Origin of the sequence: Nonomuraea basaltis (assembly GCF_005893125.1) — a bacterium.
GTDB classification, from domain to species: Bacteria; Actinomycetota; Actinomycetes; order Streptosporangiales; family Streptosporangiaceae; genus Nonomuraea; species Nonomuraea basaltis.
The window spans coordinates 1-20106 of sequence record NZ_VCJS01000164.1 but is presented as its reverse complement, the minus strand read 5'-3'; the positions used below and the strand labels follow the sequence as shown (position 1 = coordinate 20106).

Here is a 20106-nt window from a genome sequence, read left to right as displayed (position 1 = left end):
CTACGCCCATCGCGGTAGGGCCCCCTGCGACATCAGGGTGATGCATCGGCCAGGGCGTGGGCTTAGCGTTGAGGAGTGCGCTCGAAGCCGGGTTTCGCCCCTTATCTCGCCCTGATCGCAGCGGTGTTCCAGGTGGTGCTGTCACAGGGCGCGGCCTGGGGGCAGCGGGCGTTCAGGGAGCCGCTCGATCCGTTCGCCTACGGGCTGCTGCTGGCCGGGCCGCTGATGATCGTGATTCATCGGAAGTTCCCGGTCCCCACGGCCGTCGTCACCTTCCTGGCGACCTATGTGTACATATGGGGTGGTTACCCCTACGGCGGCGTGTTCGTCGCGCCGATCGTCATGCTGTTCCTCCTGGTCCTGCGGCGCCACCGGCCGACGGCCTGGATCCTGGCCGGGGTCAGCCTGGCGGCGTTCGTGATCTATGCCTGGGCCACCGCCCAGCCTCAGCGCGGCCTCTTCCACGACCTGGCGATCACCTCGTTCATCCTGCTCACGATGGTGGTGGCCGAGCTGGTCAGGATCGCCCGCGAACGCCGTGCCCAGCAGCAGCGGGCCGTCGATGAGGAGACCAGGCGGCAGGCCAGCGAGGAGCGCCTGACCATGGCGCAGGAGCTGCACGACGTGCTCGCGCACAACATCTCGCTCATCCACGTCCAGGCGTCGACCGCGCTGCACCTGATCGACGACAATCCGGAACAGGCCAGGACGGCCCTGGCCACCATCAAGACGGCGTCCAAGGAGGTCCTCGGCGAGATGCGCTCGGTGCTCAACGTGCTGCGCGAGGGCGCCCCGCGCTCCCCCACGGCCGGGCTCGACCGCATCGACGAGCTGATCGAGCGCTCGGGGCTGAAGGTGACACTCAAGTGCGTCGGCTCGCGGCCGCTGCCGCCCCAGATGGAGCGGGCCGCATACCGGATCGTGCAGGAGTCGCTCACCAACGCCACCCGGCACGCCCCCGGCGCCGCGGTGGACGTGCGGCTGGAGTACGGCGCGCACGAGTTCGTCATCCGCGTGACCGACACCGGCGCGACCACGCCTCCTGTACTGTCCGAGTCAGGCAGCGGCAACGGCATCCCCGGCATGCGCGAGCGGGCCACCGCGCTGGGCGGCACGCTGGTCGCGGGCCCGTCCGGCGCGGGCTTCCAGGTCGAGGTCCGGCTCCCCCTACCCGAGGAGACCTCATGATCAAGTTGCTGCTGGCCGACGACCAGGCGCTGGTCCGGGCGGGATTCAAGGCGCTGCTCAACGCGCAGCCGGACATGACCGTGGTGGCCGAGGCGTCAGACGGCGCGGAGGCGGTGCGGCTGGCGGGCGAGCATCGGCCGGACGTGGTGCTGATGGACATCCGCATGCCGGGCACCGACGGCCTGACCGCCACCCGCCAGATGCCGGAGGGGCCGCACATCATCATCCTGACGACGTTCGAGCTGGACGAGTACGTCTTCGAGGCGCTGCGCAGCGGGGCCAGCGGCTTCCTGGTCAAGGACACCGAGCCGGCCGAGCTGATCCAGGCCGTCCGCGTGGTGGCGGCCGGCGAGGCGCTGCTGTCGCCGAGCGTGACCCGCCGCCTGATCGCCGAGTACGCCTCCCGCGCCAAGGAGCCGGTCGCCACCGACGGCCTCGACCATCTCACCGAGCGCGAACGCGAGGTGCTCGCCCTGGTCGGCACCGGCATGACCAACGACGAGATCGCCGCCAAGCTGTTCATGTCGCCGGCCACCGCCAAGACCCACGTGAGCCGGGCCATGATGAAGCTGCACGCCCGCGACCGCGCCCAGCTCGTCGTCATCGCGTACGAGTCGGGGCTGGTCAAGCCGGGTTGGCTGTGACTCCCAATAGGTAAAATCACGACGCAGCCGTGGACGCTCTGTGCCGCATCGCTGGCGAGCGCCCTCCGCTGCTGGTCCTTGACGAGTTCCCATACTTGGTCGACCACTCTCCCGAGTTGCCCTCAGCCATCCAGGCGCTCTACGACCGGCGCGGCCCGCGCAAAGGCCACCCACCCTTCAAGCTCATCCTGTGCGGCTCCGCGATCTCCGTCATGTCGACCCTCCTAGCCGGCAACCAGGCGCTGTTCGGGCGCGCGATACTGGACCTGCGAATTGGCCCGTTCCGGTTCCGCGACGCGGCCGACTACTGGCAAACCGATCCCCGTACCGCGTTTGTCATAGAGGCCGTTCTCGGCGGCTCTCCCGGCTACCACGACATCGTGCGCAAGCCACCGAAGCCGGGAGCCTGTTCAACCCCTCGCACATCCTGTTCACCGAGCCCGACTACATCCTCGCCGAGGATCCGCACATCCGCGACCGCACCATCTACAGCATGATCTGGTGGGCGGTCGCCAGCGGAGCGACCTCTCCCACCCAGATCGGGGGGCTGGTGGGCATGGACGCCAAGGCGCTCACGTACCACCTGAACATCATGCGCGACGGTGGCTTCATCCGCTACGACCAGGACCTCCTTCGGCAGCGCCGCCCCGTGATCACCGTCGCCGACCCGGTGGTCAGGTTCCACCAACTGATCGTCCTGCAAAACCTCAAGCAACTGCAGATCCGCCAAACCCGCGCGGTGTGGGAGCGTTCACAGAAGAAGTTCCGGGACAAGATCCTTGGGCCGCACTTCGAGGAGATGGCCCGGACCTGGACATACTGGTACGGGCACCAGGCAGGACTCGACGACATCGGCACGGTCGGCACGACGGAAATCGCCTGCCGGGAACACCGGGGGCACGAGATCGACGTCCTCGCCATCAGCAAGTCGTCACTGGCCCGTACGAAAAGCGCGCGGATCACGCTGATCGGCGAGGCCAAGTGCACGTCCAAACCCCGTACACCCGACGACCTGCACCGCCTGGAGCACATCCGCGACGTGCTCACCAGCCTCGGCTGGGACGCCGCCGGCGCCTCCCTCGCGATCTTCTCCCGCGAGGGCTTCTCGCCCGACCTCAGCGCCATGGCCGGTGACCGGCTATACCTGGTCGATCTGGCCACCATGTACGCCGGGGCACATCCGGGGCCGTCAGGCTAGATTGACAAAGCCCACGCTGTCAAGCTAGCCTGACAGCGTGAACGTAACAGAGCTGACCGAGCGGATCAGGTCGAACGACCCGGCCCTGGGCCTGCGGGCGGTGGGAGCACTGCACCGGCTGGCCGAGCAGGTCGAGGCGATATCCGTGGCGCAGGCCAGGGAGCAAGGCTGGACCTGGGAGCAGATCGGCGACGCGCTCGGCATGTCACGGCAGTCCGTGCACGCGAAATACGGGAAGTGAGGTTCGCGATGTTCGGCAAGGAGAAGACGCCGTTCCACGTGGTCGTGAAGGCCGCGTTCGAGGAGGCCAGGCAGCGGGGCGACCGGCGCCTGGGCACCGAGCACCTGCTGCTCGGCCTCCTGCACCATCCGGACTCGGCACGGGCGCTCGGCGTGGACCTGGAGGGGGCGCGGGCCGCGCTCGACGACCTCGACCGGGCGGCGCTGCGCATGCTCGGCCTCGAGGTCGGCGACGTGCCGAAGGCCCCGCGCAAGCACAAACCGGTTCCCAGCACCGCGCTCACCTCGAGCGCCAGGGCGGTCATCAACCAGGCCATCAAGGCCACCACCATGAAGACCAGGGCGGCCGAGTCGCCGCGCCGGCTGGCGCTCGCCTTGCTCGCGCAGAGCCGCCCCGATCCGGTGGCGCAGCTCATCGACCAGCTCAGGATCGACCGCGCAGCGGTACGCAGCCGCTTCGCATGAGGATATTTGGTTGAACGCCCAGGGCGGCGCTGACAAGGTCGAAGGATGCGGCGCACGTACGATGATCTCGTCCAGGAGGCGAGCACCGTCTCCGTGGACGGCTGGGACTTCTCCTGGCTGGACGGCCGGGCCAGCGAGGAGCGGCCTTCCTGGGGCTACTCCCGGCTGCTCGGCGAGCGGATGGCCGGGGCGCGGGCCGCGCTCGACGTGCAGACGGGCGGCGGTGAGATCCTGGCCGGCGTTCCCACCCTGCCGCCGGTGACCGTGGCCACCGAGTCGTGGCCGCCCAACCTCAAGCTGGCCGCCTCCCGGCTGCGCCCGCGCGGGGCCTGGGTGGTGGCCGACGACGAGAAGCCGCGTCTGCCGTTCCGCGACGGCGTCTTCGACCTGGTGACCAGCCGTCACCCGGTGGCGACGTGGTGGGAGGAGATCGCCAGGGTGCTGCGACCCGGCGGGGCCTACTTCTCCCAGCAGGTCGGGCCGTGGAGCGTGGCCGAGCTGAGCGACTACTTCCTCGGGCCGCACGACGGTTCGGGCCGCGATCCCGAAAGGGCCAGGGCGGCGGCCGAGTCCGCCGGGCTGGAGGTCGTGGACCTGCGCTTCGAGCGGCTGCGGATGGAGTTCCACGACATCGGCGCGGTGATCTATTTCCTGCGCAAGGTGATCTGGATCGTGCCCGGGTTCTCGGTCGGACGCTTCCAGGACAAGCTGCGCGCGCTGCACGAGCGGATCGAGGCCGAGGGGCCCTTCGCCGCACACTCCAGCAGGTTCCTCATCGAAGCGAGGCGGCCCGGTGGCCAGGCTGCGTGACATCGTGGTCGACTGCCGGCACCCGGCCTCGCTGGCCAGGTTTTGGGCCGGGGCGCTGGACGGCTACGCCGTGGCGCCGTACGACGAGGCCGAGCTGGCGCGGCTGCGCGGCGAGGGCGTCGACGACCCCGAGGACGATCCGACGGTGCTGGTCGAGGGCGGGCCGCCGCGGCTGTGGTTCCAGCGCGTGCCCGAGCGCAAGATCGTCAAGAACCGCCTCCATCTTGATCTGGACGCCGACGACCCCGATGCCGAGATCACCCGGCTGACCGCGCTGGGCGCCACGGTGCTGGCCACGCACGACGACTGGGTGGTGCTGGCCGACCCGGAGGGCAACGAGTTCTGCCTGTTCTGACGGCCGTACCCCGGGAGGCGTACCGGATGTCCCCATGAACACTCCCCCGGGCTGACCTGGAACAGAGCCCCGCGTCCGATTCGCCGCGCCCTCCTCCGGCGGACCCTTGAGGTACCACATCAAGGAGGAGAACATGAACACGATCGCACAGTGGGCGCCCCACTGGGGCGCCGGCGGCTTCTGGCCGGTCTTCCCGGTCTTCTGGGGCCTGTTCTGGATCGCCGTCGTCGCGCTGGCCGTCATGGCCTGGCGCAGGGGCTGGTGGGGGCCGCGCCGCCGACAGACCGCCGCCGCCGCGGGAACCACGCCGACCGCGTCGGCCGAGCAGATCCTCGCCGAGCGGTACGCGCGCGGCGAGATGAGCGACGACGAATACTTGGAAAGGATCTCTGTTCTCAAAGGCGGTTCATCCTAAACGTCACTGAGGGTGGAACAACTGTCACTGGCCGCAGCCAGGGAGCCGCGTTACGTTTCGCATACCGGCTTCACAGAGAGTGGGGATACGAATGCAGTCCATCGCCAGGTTCTGCGGCCAGTGCAACTGCGGTTGCCCCGAGCTGTTCGTCGACCACAGCGCCCCCGCGGAGCGCCAGGTCGTCATCACCGACGACTTCGGGCAGCGCGTGGAGATGAGCCTCGACCAGTTCGGCTCGATCGTGGCGGCCGCCAAGAGCGGATCTCTGGACGGCCTGGCGCTCGTCCACTGAGCACGCAGGCCGGACCTCATCAACTTCTCGTAACCGGTTGTCGGCGATTACTGTTCGCAATCGCGCGATCACGTGCCACTCTGTCGCCATGGCCTGGCAAGGAGAGGTGGCGGCGCCGGCCGTACCGGCGCCCCGCGTGGGAGAGGAGCCCGATCTGCTGGTCGCCGCGCAGGCAGGCGACCCGCAGGCCGCGCACCGGCTCGGCAAGATCTACGCGCAGCACGGCGACCGCGCGGCCGCCAAGCACTGGTGGGAGCGGGCCGCCGCGGGCGGCAACGTCGACAGCGCCTACAACCTGGGCATCTGGCACGAGAAGCACGGCAGCCTGGAGGAGGCCGTCACCTGGTACGAGCTCGCCGCCGGCACCGGCGACGCCGAGGCCGCAGCCAACCTGGCGACGCTCCTGCTCGAGCAGCGCGGCGACATCGAGGCGGCCAGAGGGTGGTACGAGAGCGCGGCCCGCGCCGGGTCCAGGACCGCGGCCCGCAGGCTGGCGCTGGTGTGCCAGGACGCGGGCGAGCTGGCGGCGGCGCGGGAGTGGCACCGCCAGGCGGCGCTCGACGGTGACCCCGCCTCGGCGCACGACCTCGGCTTCCTGGCCTACTCGGCGGGCGATGACGAGGAGACCGTCCGGTGGTGGGAGTACGCGGCCCGGGGCGGCCACGCCGACTCCGCCTACTGCATGGGCCTCTACCTCCACGCCGGCCGCGACCCGGAGGGCGCCGAGGCCTACTACCGGCTGGCCGCCAGGAGCGAGCATCCCGGCGCCGCCTCCTGGCTCGGCGGGGCGGCGCTGTCCAGGGGCGACCTGCGTGCCGCCCGGGCCTGGTTCGAGCGGGCCGCGAACGCCGGGCGGGTCGAGGACCAGCGGATGGCCGGGTTCGTGTGCGTGGAGCTGGGCGACTGCGGCGCGGCCAGCCACTGGTTCGGCCGGGCGGCGGCCGGCGGCGACGCCGAGTCCGCCTTCAACTACGGCCTGCTGCTCATCGCCGAGTTCGGCGACCTGGCGGGGGGCCGGCACTGGTTCCGGCAGGCGGCGCGGGCCGGCCACCACGGGGCCGCCGTCGAGCTGGGCGGGCTGCTGTCGGTGACCGGCGAGCTGGGCGAGGCGCGAGAGTGGCTGTCCGACCCGCCGCCCCCCGCCTGGGCCCGCCCGGCCGAGCCTGAGCTGGCCGCGCGGGCCGAGCTGGCGGCGGCCGCCACCGGGCGGAGGGGCGGCGTCCCGCTGGACGTGGTGGAGCTGACCGAGGTCCTGGGCACCTGGGATCTGGTGACCAGGCCGCTGCATGACCATTCGGACGTGGTTGGGTGGCTGGTGCGGCGGAGCGGGGTGCACCCGAGCGCCATCGAGCACCTGGCGTCGGTACGCGGCAAGCTGCTGCGTCCCGGCAGCGCGCCGTGGCCGAGCCCGGGCGAGATCAAGCACGTCCTGGCCACCGCTCGTGACCTGCGGCGACGTCTGGGAATCCAGTGAGGACGGCGCGCCGGGGCGGCCCCGCGACGGCTGGGGTGCGTTGCTCGGCGCCGCCCTCGGGCTGTGTGATCAGCGCTGGCCGAGATGGAACAGGTGGCCTTCGTCGTCCTTGAAGACAGCCGACCAGCCCCAGGGCTCCTGCTTCGGCGGCTGGGTGAACGCGACGCCGCGGGCCACCAGCTCCGCGTGCGTCTTGACGATGTCGTCGGCCTGGAACAGCACGTAGTTGGGCAGGCCCTCGACCAGCTCGGGCCACTTGGGGTCGGCCTTGTGGATGACCAGCCGCGCGCCGCCGACGGGTGGCTCGACCTCGATCCAGCGGTCCTCGCCGTACGGCATGTCCCTGGTGACCTTGAACCCCATCTTGCCGGCCCAGAAGTCGACCGCCCGCTGCTGGTCCTCGACGTAGATGGTGACCTGGCTGATGCCGAGCGCCATGGCTCCTCCTCTTGTTGTATCCATCTTGGATATAACCATCGTGGTGCTATGGTGTCAATCATGCTCACCGCCGCCGGGTTCCACGTGCTCCTGGCCCTGGCCAGCGGCTCCGGGCACGGCTACGCGGTGATGCGGTTCGTCGAGGAGGTCAGCGGCGGCGCGGTCAAGCTGGGGCCCGGCACGCTCTACCGGACCATCAGCCGCCTGGTGGCCGACGGCCTGGTCGAGGAGTCCGAGGACGCGGATCCTGAGGCGCCGCACGACGCCAGGAGGCGTTACTACAAGCTGACGCCGCAGGGCGCGGGGGCCGCGCGGGCCGAGGCCGAGCTGATGGCCCGCATGGTGAGCGCGGCGAGAGAGGCAGGATTGATCGCATGACATCGCTACGCCCGCAGGGGTTGTGCCCGCACCTGTTCGTGCGCGACGCGGAGGCGGCGATCGCGTTCTACCGCGAGGGCCTTGGCGCGGTGGAGGTGTTCCGCAACACGCTGTCCGACGGGGTGGTCCTCTTCGTGGAGCTGCAGCTCGGGGCCGGTCGGCTGCTGGTGAGCGAGGAGATGCCCGGCCTGGGCGCGCTGGCGCCGCCGACGCTGGGCGGCAGCCCGGTGCTGATCCTGCTCGAGGTGGCGGACCCCGACGCAGTGGCCGAGCAGGCGGTCGAGGCCGGGGCCGAGATGGAGCAGCCGGTGCGGGAGACGTTCTGGGGCGAGCGGTACGGCGTGCTGCGCGACCCGTTCGGTCACCGGTGGGCGGTGACGACGGCCAGAGAGCAGCTCACACCCGACGAGATCGTGCGGGGCACGACGTACCGCTCGGAGGACTAGACGACCTCCGCGACCGGCGTGTACGGCAGGCCCAGCGCGTCGGCGACCGGCTCGTTCATCAGCAGGCCGTCGTGCGTGTTGAGGCCGCCCGCCAGGCCGGCGTCGGCCTTGAGCGCGTCCCGCCAGCCCAGGTTCGCCAGCTTGACCGCGTACGGGAGGGTCGCGTTGGTCAGGGCGTACGTGGAGGTGTTGGCCACCGAGCCCGGCATGTTGGCCACGCAGTAGAAGACCGACTCGTGCACCTTGTACGTCGGCTCGGCGTGCGTGGTCGGGCGCGAGTCCTCGAAGCAGCCGCCCTGATCGATGGCGATGTCGACGAGCACCGAGCCCGGCTTCATGCGCGAGACCAGCTCGTTGGAGACCAGCGTCGGGGCCTTGGCTCCGGGGATCAGCACCGCGCCGATGACCAGGTCGGCCTGGAGGACCTCCTGCTCGATCGCGTACCGCGTGGAGACCAGCGTCTTGAGCCGGCCCTGGTAAATGGCGTCGATGAAGCGCAGGCGGTCGATGTTGGTGTCGAGAACGGTGACCTCGGCGCCCATGCCGACGGCGATCTGCGCGGCGTTCAGGCCGGACACGCCGCCACCGATCACGACGACCTTGGCCGGGGCCACGCCGGGCACGCCGCCCGGCAGGACGCCGCGACCGCCGTTGAAGCGCATCAGGTTGTACGCGCCCACCTGCGGCGCGAGGCGGCCGGCAACCTCGGACATCGGGGCGAGCAGCGGCAGCGCGTTGCCGACCTGGACGGTCTCGTACGCGATGCCCGTCGTCCTGGCGCCGAGCAGCGCGTCCGTGCAGGCGCGGGAGGCGGCCAGGTGCAGGTACGTGAACAGCACCAGCCCCTCGCGCAGCCGGTGGTACTCCTCCGCGATCGGCTCCTTGACCTTGAGCACCATGTCCGCCTCGCCCCACACGGCGTCGGCGGTGTCGAGGATCTTCGCACCCGCGGAGAGATATTCCTCGTCCGGGATGTGCGAGCCGAGGCCCGCGCCTCGCTGGACGAGGACGTCATGGCCGTTGCGCACCAGCTCGTGAACGCCGGCGGGCGTGGCGGCGACGCGGTACTCGTGGTTCTTGACCTCGGCAGGGACGCCGATCTTCATTGCGGTAGATCCTTTCGGGAACCGGCACCTCGTCGTACCGGATTAAGGGATGTCACAGTCGGGCCCAGGCCTCCGAGAGCACGCTGCGGAGGACCGAGCCGATCTCGTCGAACTCCTTCGGGCCCGCGATCAGCGGGGGCGCGAGCTGGATGACGGGGTCGCCGCGGTCGTCGGCGCGGCAGTAGAGGCCCGCGTCGAACAGCGCCTTCGACAGGAAGCCGCGCAGCAGCCGCTCGGACTCGTCGGCGTCGAACGTCTCCTTGGTGGTCTTGTCCTTGACCAGCTCGATGCCCCAGAAATAGCCGGAGCCGCGCACGTCGCCGACGATGGGCAGGTCGCGCAGGTCGTCCAGGGTCTGCCGGAACAGCGGCTCGTTCTTCGTGACGTGGCCGAGGAGGTCCTCGCGCTCGAAGATGTCGAGGTTGGCCAGGGCGACGGCCGCGGAGACCGGGTGGCCGCCGAAGGTGTAGCCGTGCGCGAACATGGTGTCGCCGTCCTTGAACGGCTCGAACAGCCGATCGTGCACGATCATGGCGCCGATGGGCGAGTAGCCGCTGGTCATGCCCTTCGCGCAGGTGATGATGTCGGGCACGTAGTCGAACTTCTGGCCGCCGAACATGGTGCCGAGCCGGCCGAAGGCGCAGATGACCTCGTCGGAGACGAGCAGGACGTCGTACTCGTCGCAGATCTCGCGCAGCCGCTGCCAGTAGCCGGGGGGCGGCGGGAAGCAGCCGCCCGCGTTCTGCACGGGCTCGGCGAAGACGGCGGCCACCGTGTCGGGGCCCTCCATCTCGATGGCGCGGGCCACCCGGTCGGCGGCCCAGATGCCGTACTCCTCGGGCGTCATGCCCTTGACCCCGGAGATCTCGTCGGCCCGGTAGTGGTTGGTGTTGGGGACGCGCACGGAGCCGGGGACCAGCGGCTCGAACATCTGCTTGAACGCCGGGATGCCGGTGATCGACAGCGCGCCCTGCGGGGTGCCGTGGTAGGCGATCTGGCGGCTGATGACCTTGTGCTTGAGCGGCTTGCCGATGAGCTTGTAGTACTGCTTGGCCAGCTTCCACGCGGACTCCACCGCCTCGCCGCCGCCGGTGGTGAAGAAGACGCGGTTCAGGTCGCCGGGGGCCTGCGCGGCCAGGCGCTGGGCCAGCTCTGCCGCCTTGGGGTGGGCGTAGGACCACAGCGGGAAGAACGCCAGCTCTTGAGCCTGCTTGGCGGCGGCCTCTGCCAGCTCCTGGCGTCCGTGGCCGACCTGGACCACGAAGAGCCCGGCCAGGCCGTCGAGGTAGCGCTTGCCGTGGATGTCGTAGACATACGATCCCTCACCGCGCACGATGGTGGGGATCTCGGACTGCTCGTAGGCGCTGTGCCTGGTGAAGTGCAACCACAGGTGATCTTGCGCGGCCTTCAGGACGTCGTGTTCCGGCTGCGTCATGAATATCTTCCCTTGTCTGTGAACTCCCCACAGTTTGCCTGTTGACCTGCGATTTGCCAAGTGAATCGGTCGCAGCACTGTGCAAGAAAATCGAGATCCGCAGATCCGATCTGTAACAGCAACGAAATCCGCATGTAGATTGGCGCGCGGATCCTGCCCGTTCCCGCCTGGCCACCCCGCGGTTTCCGTACGGTGGGGCCTTCTGTGATCCAATGAGATCCGAACTGTCTGATTCGATAAGAACGACCCCCGGGGGACCGTCTCGTGACTCCTGACCAGATTGAGAGCGCTGTCGCCTCCTCGATGCCCCAGGCCGTCGAGGAGCTCAAGCGGCTCGCCGCCATCCCCTCCGTGGCCTTCCCCGGGCACCCGGAAGAACCCGTGTACGCCGCCGCGGCGATGACGGAGGAACTGCTGCGGTCGGTCGGCCTGCCGCACGTCCAGCAGGTGGCCGTCGAGGGCAGCTTCCCCGCGATCTACGGCGAGGCCCCGGCCCCGCCCGGAGCGCCCACGGTCCTGCTGTACGCGCACTACGACGTGCAGCCCGCCGGCGACCCGGCCGCGTGGCGCACGCCGCCCTTCGAGCCGACCCTGATCGACGGCCGCCTGTACGGGCGGGGCTGCGCGGACGACAAGTCGGGCATCATCTCCCACATCACCGCCCTGCGCGTCTTCCAGGGCCGGTTCCCCGTGGGCATCAAGGTCATCATCGAGGGCCAGGAGGAGTACGCGGGCGAGCGCCTGGAGGCGTTCGCCGAGCGCAACCCCGACCTGCTGCGGGCCGACGCCATCGTGGTCGCCGACACCGGCAACCCGCGCGTCGGCGACCCGGCCGTCACCACGTCGCTGCGCGGCATGGCCGCCTTCACCATCGAGGTCCGGACGCTTCGGGAGGCGGTGCACAGCGGCTCGTTCGGCGGCGCCGCCCCCGACGCGCTGGCCGCCCTGATGCGCATGCTGACCTCGCTGCACGACGACAACGGCGACATCCGCGTACCCGGGCTGCCCCGCGGGTCGTTCCTCGGGCAGGGGCCGTCGGAGGAGGAGTTCAGGAAGACGGCGGGCGTCATGGACGGCGTGTCACTGGTGGGGTCGGGCTCGCTGGCGGACCGGCTGTGGGCCTCCTATGCGATCACGGTTACCGGGTTGGACGTGCCGACGGTGTCGGGCGCGGTGAACGCCGTCCAGCCGGTGGCGCGGGCGCGGGTGACCGTACGGGTGCCCCCGGCCGGGGACCCGAAGACGACCGTGAACGCGGTGGTGGACTTCTTGCGGCAGGTGGCGCCATGGGGCGCACAGGTGTCGTTCGGGGACTTCACGGTCGGGTCCGGCTTCCAGGCGGACTCGGGCGGCAAGGCTCGTGTGGCGCTGAACCGGGCGATGGAGCGGGCCTTCGGGCGGCCGCCGCGGGATGTGGGGGCAGGCGGGTCGATTCCGCTGGTCAGCACGCTGCTGAAGCAGTTCCCCGCAGCGGAGATCTTGTTGTTCGGGGCGGAGGACGAGGACGCGGCGATTCACGCGCCGAACGAGCGGGTGGACCTGGAGGAGCTGCGAAAGGTGGCGACCACGGAGGCCCTGTTCCTGCGCGAGCTGAGCCTTCCCTCGGCGCTGGGCGTGTAGGTTGCCCGAGCAGCGCTGGAGCCGGGGACACCCGTAGGGTCTCGTCATGGACTGGCAGCTCCGATCAGAGGGCGATGAGGGCCAGGAGGCGCTCCGCCTGGGCCTGGTCCGTGGCGGCCAGGGCGATGCCCTTGACGAGGGTCAGCAGGTCGCGGACGTCGAGGTCGGCGCGGGCGGCCTTCGCGTGCTTGGCCGCGTCCAGCAGGGCCGAGGCGGTGGTGAGCATGGACTCGTGCCACTCGGCGACCAGCTCAGTGCTCTGCCCGCCGGTGACGGCCAGGGCCAGGTCGCGTTTGGACGTGATGTGGTCCATGAACAGGCGTAGCCACTCGTGGAGCGCCTTGCCCGGGGACTCGGCGGCCAGGAGGGTCTCGCCGCTGGCGCAGAGGTGGGCGACCTCGTCGGCGTAGACGGCCACCAGGAGGTCGGAGCGGGTGGGGAAATGCCGGTACATGGTGGCGTTTCCCACCCCGGCTCGGCGGGCCACCTCGTCCAGGGGCGCGTCGGTGCCGCGCTCGGCGAAGACCTGCACGGCTGCGGCCAGCAGCAGGTCGTAGTTGCGTTGCGCGTCCGCTCGGCGAGGACGCGTTGCCACCATCAGCCGGCTCCTTGCTAAGTGGGGATTTCCCCGGTTAGTGTAGCGGCGTGACGGAAATGGGGATGCCCCCACTTAGGGGAAGGCGTGGCGCGTGACGACGGCAGGTGAGGTGCATCGGCGGATCGTGGAGCTGTACCCGGAGGTCATCGCGTCCGGGCGGATGGACGAGGCGCTTGCGCTGATCGATCCCGACGTGGTCGATCATCGGGGCGGCGCGGACGGCGACCACCGCGGGATCGAGGCGTGGCGGGAGAAGTGGGAGCAGGCGATCTCCGGGGAGAGCGGGTTTCACGACATGTCCGTAGTCGTCGAGCAGAACGTCGCGACGGATGATCTGTCGGCGAACGTCTATCTCAGCCGGGGGACCCACACGGCGTCGGGCCGCCGTTATGAGGTGCGGGGCATGGACCTGGTTCGCGTACGGGACGGGAGGATCGTCGAGCACTGGGCCATCCAGGATTCGGTGGCGATGCGCCACCAGCTCCGTCAATAGTGCACCGGGCGGCGGTGGACGAGGCGGAGGCCCGTTTCCACCAGGGCCCAGCCCAGGCGGACTCGCCAGGTGCGGATGATCGGATTCGAGGCCGAGGTCACCAGGCGCTGGCGGGCCGCCTCGGCGCGTAACTCGTGGGCTCGTACTTTCTCGACGTACAGGTACAGCGAGGGATCCATCAGCTCTCCTTGCCACCAGGGCTCCAGGTGCGGAAGGGGAAGCCGTACATGTGTACGGCGACGTTCTCGCGGCCCTCCGTGTCGCCCGCCTCGCGGGCCGCCTTGCCGTGCGCCCGCCACTTCACGACCAGTTCATTGAGCTCCTTGCCGAGACGGCTCAGCTCGTCGGCCGTGAGCGACATCAGGTATTCGGAGCTGAAGGCCGCGCTGCGCCAGGCGTCGTCCCAGGCCGCCTGCGTGTCGAGGTAGCTCTCGTACAACTCGTTCTGCTGGCGGGCGTGCATGCGGGTCACGGCGGCGTGGGCGGTGGCGCGCTCGGGGGCGTCGCGGAAGTCCTCGTCCTTGGTGCTGATGGTGGCGGCCGCGGCCTGCCACCAGCGCTCCCGGGCGTCGCCCCGGCCGCCCTCCGCCTCCTCGATGAGACTGTGGGCGGCCAGCTTGCGCAGGTGGTAGCTGACCAGCGAGACGGCCTCGTCCACCTGGTCGGCGAGTTGCGAGGCCGTCGCCGTGCCCGCCATGTAGAGGGCGCGGTAGAGCTTCATGCGCAGCGGATGGCCCAGCGCCTTGAGCGTGTCGAGGTCCTTGATGCGGTGGGTCTTCTCAGCGGCCATGCCACTACCGTAGAAGCGAAAGGAAATTTGCGCAATATAAGTTGCACAAATTTCCCTTCCTACATGCTCAGGGCGTCGGGTTGGCGTTCTCGTCGCTGAAGCGGGCGTCCAGTGCCGTGGTGGGTCCCATGGTCGGTCCTTACGCGTCGGTACGGCTTGCGCATGGACAGACTTCCCGGGCGTCAGGAATTCATCGCCGCCGGACGGGGGAACAGCGTCAGGAAGCGGCGGACGGTCTCCTTGTCCCCCTCCACCCGTATCCCGTCGGTGTCCAGGGAGCAGCCGGTGAAGGCGAGGGCGCGGAGCGTGTCGGCGTCGGTTTCGAGCGTGGCGTCGGGCTCGGGACGCGTGTCCCGGGTCAGTTCGAAGCCGGCGGGTGACACCTCGGCGAGGAAGCGGTCCTCCCCCAGGCGCAGCTCGATGCGGCCCTCGAAGCCGCGGGCGGCCTCGGCGTCGAACGTGGAGCGCAGGGCGAAGGCGAGGGCGTCGGGGCTCAGGGAGTTCGTGGAGCTCATCGGCATCCGGCTGCCCCAGCGGGCCAGCACGAGGACCACGGGCTCCAGCTCCATGCCGCGGCCCGTCAGCTCGTAGACCCAGGCGGCCGCGGGCGGGGGGAGCTTGCGGCGGCGTACCAGCCCCGAGGCCTCCAGCTCGCGCAGGCGCTGGGACAGCACGTTCTGGCTGGCGGTGGGCAGGCCCGTGCGCAGGTCGGTGAAGCGTTTGGGGCCCAGCAGCAGCTCGCGGACGATCAGCAGCGCCCAGCGCTCCCCAACGTGATCGAGCGCCCGGGCGACGCCGCACGGGTCGTCGTAGGTCCGCATCTCGCACCAGCTCCTTGCTAAGCAGTAGCGTTCGGTACTAGTTTAGGACTAACGAAGAGGAGGTGCAAAGGCCATGAGCGAACTGCCGCAGGGAGACGTCAGGCTGCTGGAGCACGAGGTCGCCAGGAAGCTGCTGGGATCCACCGAGCTCGCCCGGGTCGCGTACGTCGCCAAGGACGGGACACCGCGCGTGCTCCCGATCATGTTCCACTGGAACGGGGAGGAGATCGTGCTGCCGACGTTCAGCGGGTCCGCCAAGTTGGCGGCGCTGCGGGCGCGGCCGGACGTCGCGATCACCATCGACGTGCCGGGGCCGCCGCCCGAGGTGCTGCTGATCAGGGGGCGGGCGGAGATCACCGAGATCGACGGGGTCCTGCCCGAATACCGGACGGCCCATCGGCACTACTACGGCGAGGAGCAGGGCGAACGCAACGTTGCGCACTTCGACAGGCCAGGCGTGAGGATGGCGCGGATCGCCGTCAGGCCGTCCTGGGTGGGAGTGCTGGACTTCCAGACGCGCCTGCCCGGCCCTCTGGCCCGCATGTGATCGACATCCACGAGGAGGAGCGGACATGGCGACATTCGCGCTGATCCATGGCGGCGGCGGCTCGGCCTGGGAGTGGCAGCTGGTGACGGAGGAGCTGCGGGGGCGCGGGCACGAGGCCGTGGCGGTGGACCTGCCGATCGAGGACGAGTCCGCCGGGCTGTCCGACTACGCCGACGCCGTGGTCGAGGCCGTCGGCGAGCGCCGGGACCTGGTCGTGGTGGCGCACTCGTGGGGCGGGTTCGTCGGCCCGCTGGTCTGCGCCCGCGTTCCCGCGAATCTCTTGGTGCTGGTCACGGCCATGATTCCGGTGCCCGGCGAGGCGCCCGCCGACTGGTGGGAGAACACCGGGTTCGGGCACGTGGACATCGGCGACCCGATCTCGCTGTTCCTCCACGACGTGCCGGGGGAACTGGCCGAGGAGGCAATGAGGAGAGGACGCGCGCAGGCAGGCAAGGCCCTGCATGAGCCGTGGCCGCTGGAGAGGTGGCCGGAGGTGCCGACCAGGTTCCTGCTGTGCCGCGACGATCGGTTCTTCACACCCGGGTTCATGCGCGGCGTCGTACGCGACCGGCTCGGCATCACGCCCGACGAGATCGACGGCGGCCACGCCCCCATGCTCGCCCGGCCCAAGGAACTGGCCGAGCGCCTGACGAACTACCTGACCGGCAGGTCGTAGACGCGGCGTACGCTGCTGCCGAGCCGGCCCACGTCGGCCCCGTACACGTGGACCGAGATCCCGATCTCGTCGCTGGTGTTGCGGACCATGTGGATGTCACCGGGCGGCGCGAACCCGCTGACCTCGCCCGGCCGGTTGTCGGCCCGCCCGATCTCCACCAGGTGGTCGCCCATGTCCCGGTAGAGGGTCTCGTGCTCGATGCCGCTGAGGATCCCGAACGCGCACCACGACACATGGTCGTGGATCACGGTGTACTGACCGGGCCGCCACACGACCGTCACGATCGAGAAGTCCTCCTGGGCGTGGAGCACGCGGGACACGTACCCGTCGGGGGAGCCCTCGCGCTCCTGGGGGGTGAGGAGGCCTGGCCCCGGGAGGCGGTCGCGGAGCAGGTCGGCGACGGCGTACGCGGTCTCGCGCGGACGTAGCCGCCGGGCGACAATTCCGGAAATGCCGGTCACGAGCTCGTCGAGCCCCGGGCGCGTTGCCGTGGTGGCGGCCATATTCATGGCAGCTCCTTTCCTCACCTCCTACGGTGCTACGTTCGGACCGATAGGTCCAACAGAAGTTTTCTGGCTCATTGATAGATATGGTTGATGGATGCTCGACGTCGTACGCCTCCGCGTCCTCGTCGCGATCGCCCGCAAGGGCTCGCTGACCGCGGCCGCCAAGGAGCTGCACTACTCACAGCCGTCCGTCAGCCACCACCTCGCCCGGCTGGAGGCGGAGACCGGCGCCCGGCTCGTCCAGCGCGCGGGCCGCGGCATCCGGCTCACGGACGCGGGCAGGCTGCTCGCCGAGCGGGCCGCGGAGATCATCGGCCGCCTCGACGACACCGCCGAGGAGCTCGCCGCCCACGTGGGGCTGCGTTCGGGCCGCGTACGGCTGGCCGCCTTCCCCTCCGCGCTCGGCACGTTCATCCCGAAGGCGGCCACGCTGCTCGGCGGCGAGCATCCCGGGCTGCGGCTGCACCTCACCGAGACCGAGCCGCCCGAGGCGCTCAGGCTGCTGCGGGCCGGGCGGGTGGACGTGGCCGTGGTGTTCCGCTACGACGACACCGCGCCCGAGGACAGCGGCATCAAGCTGATCCATCTCCTCGACGACCCCAGCTACCTGGTGTCCAGCGCGCCGACGGCCGGAGAGCTGGCCGACCACGCCGAGTCGTCCTGGATCGCGGGCTGCGACCGGTGCCGCAGCCACCTGCTCGACATCTGCGACAAGGCGGGGTTCGAGCCGCGCATCTCGTTCACCAGCGACGACATCGTGGCCGTGCAGGCGCTGGTGGCGGCGGGTCTCGGTCTGACGATGCTGCCGGGGCTGGCGCTGCGCGCGCATCGCCACCCGGAGGTGGAGGTGGCCGAGGTGCCCGGCTCGACCAGGCACGTGTACGCCGCCGTCTACGGTGACCCGCCCCACCCTCCGGCCACCGAGGTGCTGCTGAAGGCGCTGCGAGAAAGTCTTTGACGCCGCTCCTACGATGGCCCCATGCCTGATATATCGACACTCGCCCTGTTCTGTGTGGCCACGCTCGGCCTGCTCGTGGTCCCCGGGCCGGCGGTCCTCTACATCGTCACCCGGAGCATGTCCCAAGGCCGCTCCGCCGGCCTGGTCTCCGTGCTGGGCGTGCACGCGGGCTCCGTCGTTCACGTCGCCGCGGCGGCGCTGGGCATCAGCGCGCTGCTGGCCGCCTCGGCCACGGCGTTCACCGTGGTCAAGTACGTCGGCGTCGCCTACCTGCTCTGGCTCGGCGTACGCAAGCTGATGAAGCGTGGCGAGGCCGAGCAGGCGATCGAGCTGCCCGTGCAGTCGAAGAAGCGACTGTTCTGGGAGGGACTCGTGGTGAACGTGCTCAACCCGAAGACGGCGATCTTCTTCGTGGCGTTCCTGCCGCCGTTCGCCAACCCGGACGCCGGGCCCGTCGGGCCGCAGATCCTGCTGCTCGGCCTGATCTGGATCGTGCTCGGCATGGCCTCGGACGGCACGTACGCGATGCTCGCCTCGACCCTCGCCGGTCGGGTACGCGGGTCCGCCCGGGTGCGGCGGCGGCTGGATGTCGGCAGCGGGGTCGTTTACCTCGGGCTGGCGGCGTGGCTCACAACCGAGAAGGCCTGACAAGCCAGGAAATTTCTCGCCCGTAGTGCGATAGTGAGATCAAGCGCTGATCGAGGAGACGGCACCTCCGGACGTACTGCATAGGCCTAATAGGCGGACCCCATGGACACGCCACCGCACCGCCTCGGGCTCGAACGGGCCGTCGAGGTGTATTCCGGTCACGACGACCTCGTCGGCGTGACCGGTTCGGGCTATGCGATCGGCACCGACCTCGTGCTGACCTCCGGAGACGTGGTCGATCCCGGGGCGCCGTGCCAGGTGCGGGCGGCGTCGTCAGGGCGGTGGGCACGGGCCGAGCAGGTGTGGCGAGGGCGCGGCGCGACGGGCGCGGTGCTGCTGCGGGTGACCGAATCGCCGCCGGGCGAGATCTCCGACGGCTCCCCCTGGCGGGAGATCCCCGGCATCGACCACGTCCGCTGGGCCAGGGTCGCCACCGCGGACGGTCAGGGGCAGTACAGGCTGCGCTGCGTGGCCAGGGGCTTTCCCCGGGCTGGGGAGCGAGCCGGGTCCAGAGGCGTTCAGACGGTGTCGGGGCTGGTCGACGCGCCCACGGGCGCGGTGTCGAAGGCGCTCGCGGTCAGCGTGCTCACCCCCGAGCTGGAGTCCATGCCGATCTCCCTGTGGGAGGGCTTGTCGGGCGCGGCCCTGCTCGCCGAGCCCGCCGGGCAGATCGTCGGTGTGATCGTGGCCGGCCGCGACGGGTACGCCCAGCGCCGCCTCAACGCGATCCCCGTCACCGCGTTGCTGAGCGATGAGCGGTTCCGCGAGCTGGCGGGCGTGCCGCCGGGCCGGCTAGAAACCGCGGCCGAGGGCGATCCGTCGGTGATCCTGCCCGATCTGCTGGCCCCGGCCCGGGAGGAACTGCCACCGGACTGCCCGGACTGGCGGCTGCTGGTGCCGCGGCACGCGGTGGTGCCGTTCCTGGGGAGGGACGAGGAGCTTGCGCGGCTGCGGGAGTGGGCGGCCGAGCCGGGGGCGGTGTCGATCGCGGTGCTGAGCGGGCGGAGCGGCACCGGGCGTACCCGGCTGGCGGGCGAGCTCTGTGAGGAGCTGGCGCGGGCGGGGTGGGACGCCGGGTTCCTGCCGCTGGAGTCGGCCGGCCGGGCTGCGACGTTGGATGCGCTGCGTCCGACCCTGCTGGTCGTCGACCACCCGGAGCCGTCCTCGCCGCTGGTCGGCGAGCTGGTGCGGCGGCTGGCCAAGCACGAGCACAATCCGCCCGTACGGATCCTGCTGCTGGTACGCGAGCCGGGCGAGGCCGAGTGGTGGCGGCGGCTCGACACGGCCGCGGGCGGCTGGCTGCGGCGGCTCAACACCACGACCGTCCAGCTCAACGCCCGTCCTCTTACCTTGGCCGAGCGGACCGAGCAGGCGCTCGCGGCCATGAAGGCCTTCGCGCCGAGCCGAGCCGCCCTTCCCGCGCCCCCGCCCCTCGACGACCCTGAATACGGCCTGCCGTTCAACGTCCACCTGGCTGCACTGCTGCACCTGTGCGACGGTGACACGGAGCCGGACGGCGACCTGGTGGACCCGGCAGATGTCCGCGACGGCGGCGGGGTGGGTGG

Annotated in this window: 27 protein-coding genes; 19 read left to right on the top strand and 8 right to left on the bottom strand. The window is 70.4% G+C overall.

Annotation, left to right across the window (positions count from 1 at the left end):
- Nucleotides 1–75 precede the first annotated feature (75 nt).
- The 10 genes from EJK15_RS48455 (at nucleotide 76) to EJK15_RS48410 (ending at nucleotide 7081) form a co-directional block, all read left to right on the top strand.
- Nucleotides 76–1188 carry a sensor histidine kinase gene (locus EJK15_RS48455; RefSeq protein ID WP_138717233.1) on the top strand — a complete coding sequence of 371 codons (1113 nt, stop codon included), beginning with the start codon at nucleotides 76–78 and terminating at the stop codon, nucleotides 1186–1188.
- Entirely contained in the window at nucleotides 1185–1832 is a 648-nt protein-coding gene (locus EJK15_RS48450; protein ID WP_138717232.1) for a response regulator, read from the top strand. The genes EJK15_RS48455 and EJK15_RS48450 overlap by 4 nt, the downstream gene beginning before the upstream one ends.
- Before the next feature lie 493 nt (nucleotides 1833–2325).
- Complete coding sequence (locus EJK15_RS48445) at nucleotides 2326–3030, top strand: ATP-binding protein (protein WP_138717231.1); 705 nt, start codon at nucleotides 2326–2328, stop codon at nucleotides 3028–3030.
- A 37-nt stretch (nucleotides 3031–3067) separates the two neighbouring features.
- Nucleotides 3068–3271: a helix-turn-helix domain-containing protein gene (locus EJK15_RS48440; RefSeq protein ID WP_138717230.1), complete on the top strand. Its 204-nt coding sequence runs from the start codon at nucleotides 3068–3070 to the stop codon at nucleotides 3269–3271.
- The gene (locus EJK15_RS48435) at nucleotides 3268–3735 is read left to right on the top strand and encodes a Clp protease N-terminal domain-containing protein (RefSeq protein ID WP_240777686.1); all 468 of its coding nucleotides are present in this window, start codon (nucleotides 3268–3270) and stop codon (nucleotides 3733–3735) included. The genes EJK15_RS48440 and EJK15_RS48435 overlap by 4 nt, the downstream gene beginning before the upstream one ends.
- Nucleotides 3736–3780: 45 nt before the next feature.
- The gene (locus EJK15_RS48430; RefSeq protein WP_138717229.1) at nucleotides 3781–4545 is read left to right on the top strand and encodes a class I SAM-dependent methyltransferase; all 765 of its coding nucleotides are present in this window, start codon (nucleotides 3781–3783) and stop codon (nucleotides 4543–4545) included.
- Entirely contained in the window at nucleotides 4529–4900 is a 372-nt protein-coding gene (locus tag EJK15_RS48425; protein ID WP_138717228.1) for a VOC family protein, read from the top strand. Before EJK15_RS48430 ends, EJK15_RS48425 begins: the two co-directional genes overlap by 17 nt.
- 133 nt (nucleotides 4901–5033) lie before the next feature.
- Nucleotides 5034–5315, top strand: a complete 282-nt coding sequence (locus tag EJK15_RS48420) for an SHOCT domain-containing protein (protein ID WP_138717227.1) — start codon at nucleotides 5034–5036, stop codon at nucleotides 5313–5315.
- A gap of 91 nt (nucleotides 5316–5406) precedes the next feature.
- Nucleotides 5407–5607 carry a hypothetical protein gene (locus EJK15_RS48415; RefSeq protein ID WP_138717226.1) on the top strand — a complete coding sequence of 67 codons (201 nt, stop codon included), beginning with the start codon at nucleotides 5407–5409 and terminating at the stop codon, nucleotides 5605–5607.
- Between the two features lie 88 nt (nucleotides 5608–5695).
- On the top strand, nucleotides 5696–7081 hold the full coding sequence (locus EJK15_RS48410; protein ID WP_138717225.1) for a tetratricopeptide repeat protein: 1386 nt from the start codon (nucleotides 5696–5698) through the stop codon (nucleotides 7079–7081).
- A 69-nt stretch (nucleotides 7082–7150) separates the two neighbouring features.
- Here the strand turns inward: EJK15_RS48410 and EJK15_RS48405 are convergent, their stop codons facing one another.
- Complete coding sequence (locus tag EJK15_RS48405) at nucleotides 7151–7519, bottom strand: VOC family protein (RefSeq protein ID WP_171074957.1); 369 nt, start codon at nucleotides 7517–7519, stop codon at nucleotides 7151–7153.
- 60 nt (nucleotides 7520–7579) lie between these two features.
- Between EJK15_RS48405 and EJK15_RS48400 the strand changes: the two genes are divergently transcribed.
- Nucleotides 7580–7897, top strand: coding sequence for a PadR family transcriptional regulator (locus tag EJK15_RS48400; protein ID WP_206061556.1), 318 nt, complete (start codon nucleotides 7580–7582; stop codon nucleotides 7895–7897).
- Nucleotides 7894–8343, top strand: coding sequence for a VOC family protein (locus EJK15_RS48395; protein ID WP_138717222.1), 450 nt, complete (start codon nucleotides 7894–7896; stop codon nucleotides 8341–8343). Before EJK15_RS48400 ends, EJK15_RS48395 begins: the two co-directional genes overlap by 4 nt.
- On the opposite strand, the gene ald is transcribed toward EJK15_RS48395, so the two are convergent.
- The gene (ald, locus tag EJK15_RS48390; protein ID WP_138717221.1) at nucleotides 8340–9449 is read right to left on the bottom strand and encodes an alanine dehydrogenase; all 1110 of its coding nucleotides are present in this window, start codon (nucleotides 9447–9449) and stop codon (nucleotides 8340–8342) included. The two genes, EJK15_RS48395 and ald, sit on opposite strands and share 4 nt — an antisense overlap.
- Nucleotides 9450–9501: 52 nt before the next feature.
- Nucleotides 9502–10884, bottom strand: a complete 1383-nt coding sequence (locus EJK15_RS48385; RefSeq protein ID WP_138717220.1) for an aspartate aminotransferase family protein — start codon at nucleotides 10882–10884, stop codon at nucleotides 9502–9504.
- 264 nt (nucleotides 10885–11148) lie between these two features.
- Here EJK15_RS48385 and EJK15_RS48380 point away from each other — a divergent pair, with 264 nt between their 5' ends.
- Entirely contained in the window at nucleotides 11149–12504 is a 1356-nt protein-coding gene (locus EJK15_RS48380; protein ID WP_138717219.1) for a dipeptidase, read from the top strand.
- A gap of 64 nt (nucleotides 12505–12568) precedes the next feature.
- On the opposite strand, the gene EJK15_RS48375 is transcribed toward EJK15_RS48380, so the two are convergent.
- Nucleotides 12569–13102, bottom strand: a complete 534-nt coding sequence (locus EJK15_RS48375; protein ID WP_138717218.1) for a TetR/AcrR family transcriptional regulator — start codon at nucleotides 13100–13102, stop codon at nucleotides 12569–12571.
- 91 nt (nucleotides 13103–13193) lie between these two features.
- Between EJK15_RS48375 and EJK15_RS48370 the strand changes: the two genes are divergently transcribed.
- Nucleotides 13194–13595, top strand: coding sequence for an ester cyclase (locus tag EJK15_RS48370; RefSeq protein ID WP_240777685.1), 402 nt, complete (start codon nucleotides 13194–13196; stop codon nucleotides 13593–13595).
- Here the strand turns inward: EJK15_RS48370 and EJK15_RS48365 are convergent.
- From EJK15_RS48365 to EJK15_RS48355, 3 genes are all read right to left on the bottom strand, one after another.
- A complete protein-coding gene (locus tag EJK15_RS48365) occupies nucleotides 13589–13774 on the bottom strand; it encodes a hypothetical protein (RefSeq protein WP_138717217.1) in 186 nt (61 codons plus the stop codon). The genes EJK15_RS48370 and EJK15_RS48365 overlap by 7 nt on opposite strands.
- A complete protein-coding gene (locus EJK15_RS48360; protein ID WP_138717216.1) occupies nucleotides 13774–14385 on the bottom strand; it encodes a winged helix-turn-helix domain-containing protein in 612 nt (203 codons plus the stop codon). Before EJK15_RS48360 ends, EJK15_RS48365 begins: the two co-directional genes overlap by 1 nt.
- A gap of 182 nt (nucleotides 14386–14567) precedes the next feature.
- Nucleotides 14568–15206, bottom strand: coding sequence for a winged helix-turn-helix transcriptional regulator (locus EJK15_RS48355; protein WP_138717215.1), 639 nt, complete (start codon nucleotides 15204–15206; stop codon nucleotides 14568–14570).
- A gap of 73 nt (nucleotides 15207–15279) precedes the next feature.
- Between EJK15_RS48355 and EJK15_RS48350 the strand changes: the two genes are divergently transcribed.
- Both EJK15_RS48350 and EJK15_RS48345 read left to right on the top strand, forming a co-directional pair.
- The gene (locus tag EJK15_RS48350; RefSeq protein WP_138717214.1) at nucleotides 15280–15753 is read left to right on the top strand and encodes a pyridoxamine 5'-phosphate oxidase family protein; all 474 of its coding nucleotides are present in this window, start codon (nucleotides 15280–15282) and stop codon (nucleotides 15751–15753) included.
- 25 nt (nucleotides 15754–15778) lie between these two features.
- Nucleotides 15779–16429, top strand: a complete 651-nt coding sequence (locus EJK15_RS48345; RefSeq protein ID WP_138717213.1) for an alpha/beta fold hydrolase — start codon at nucleotides 15779–15781, stop codon at nucleotides 16427–16429.
- On the opposite strand, the gene EJK15_RS48340 is transcribed toward EJK15_RS48345, so the two are convergent.
- On the bottom strand, nucleotides 16408–16938 hold the full coding sequence (locus EJK15_RS48340) for a cysteine dioxygenase family protein (RefSeq protein WP_138717212.1): 531 nt from the start codon (nucleotides 16936–16938) through the stop codon (nucleotides 16408–16410). The genes EJK15_RS48345 and EJK15_RS48340 overlap by 22 nt on opposite strands.
- A 91-nt stretch (nucleotides 16939–17029) precedes the next feature.
- Here EJK15_RS48340 and EJK15_RS48335 point away from each other — a divergent pair, with 91 nt between their 5' ends.
- From EJK15_RS48335 to EJK15_RS48325, 3 genes are all read left to right on the top strand, one after another.
- Complete coding sequence (locus EJK15_RS48335) at nucleotides 17030–17893, top strand: LysR family transcriptional regulator (protein WP_138717211.1); 864 nt, start codon at nucleotides 17030–17032, stop codon at nucleotides 17891–17893.
- Between the two features lie 21 nt (nucleotides 17894–17914).
- Nucleotides 17915–18541 (top strand): LysE family translocator, encoded by a 627-nt coding sequence (locus EJK15_RS48330; protein WP_138717210.1) that lies wholly within the window; start codon nucleotides 17915–17917, stop codon nucleotides 18539–18541.
- 102 nt (nucleotides 18542–18643) lie between these two features.
- Nucleotides 18644–20106, top strand: a 1463-nt coding sequence (locus EJK15_RS48325; RefSeq protein WP_138717209.1) for an ATP-binding protein, incomplete at its 3' end; no start/stop codon positions are given.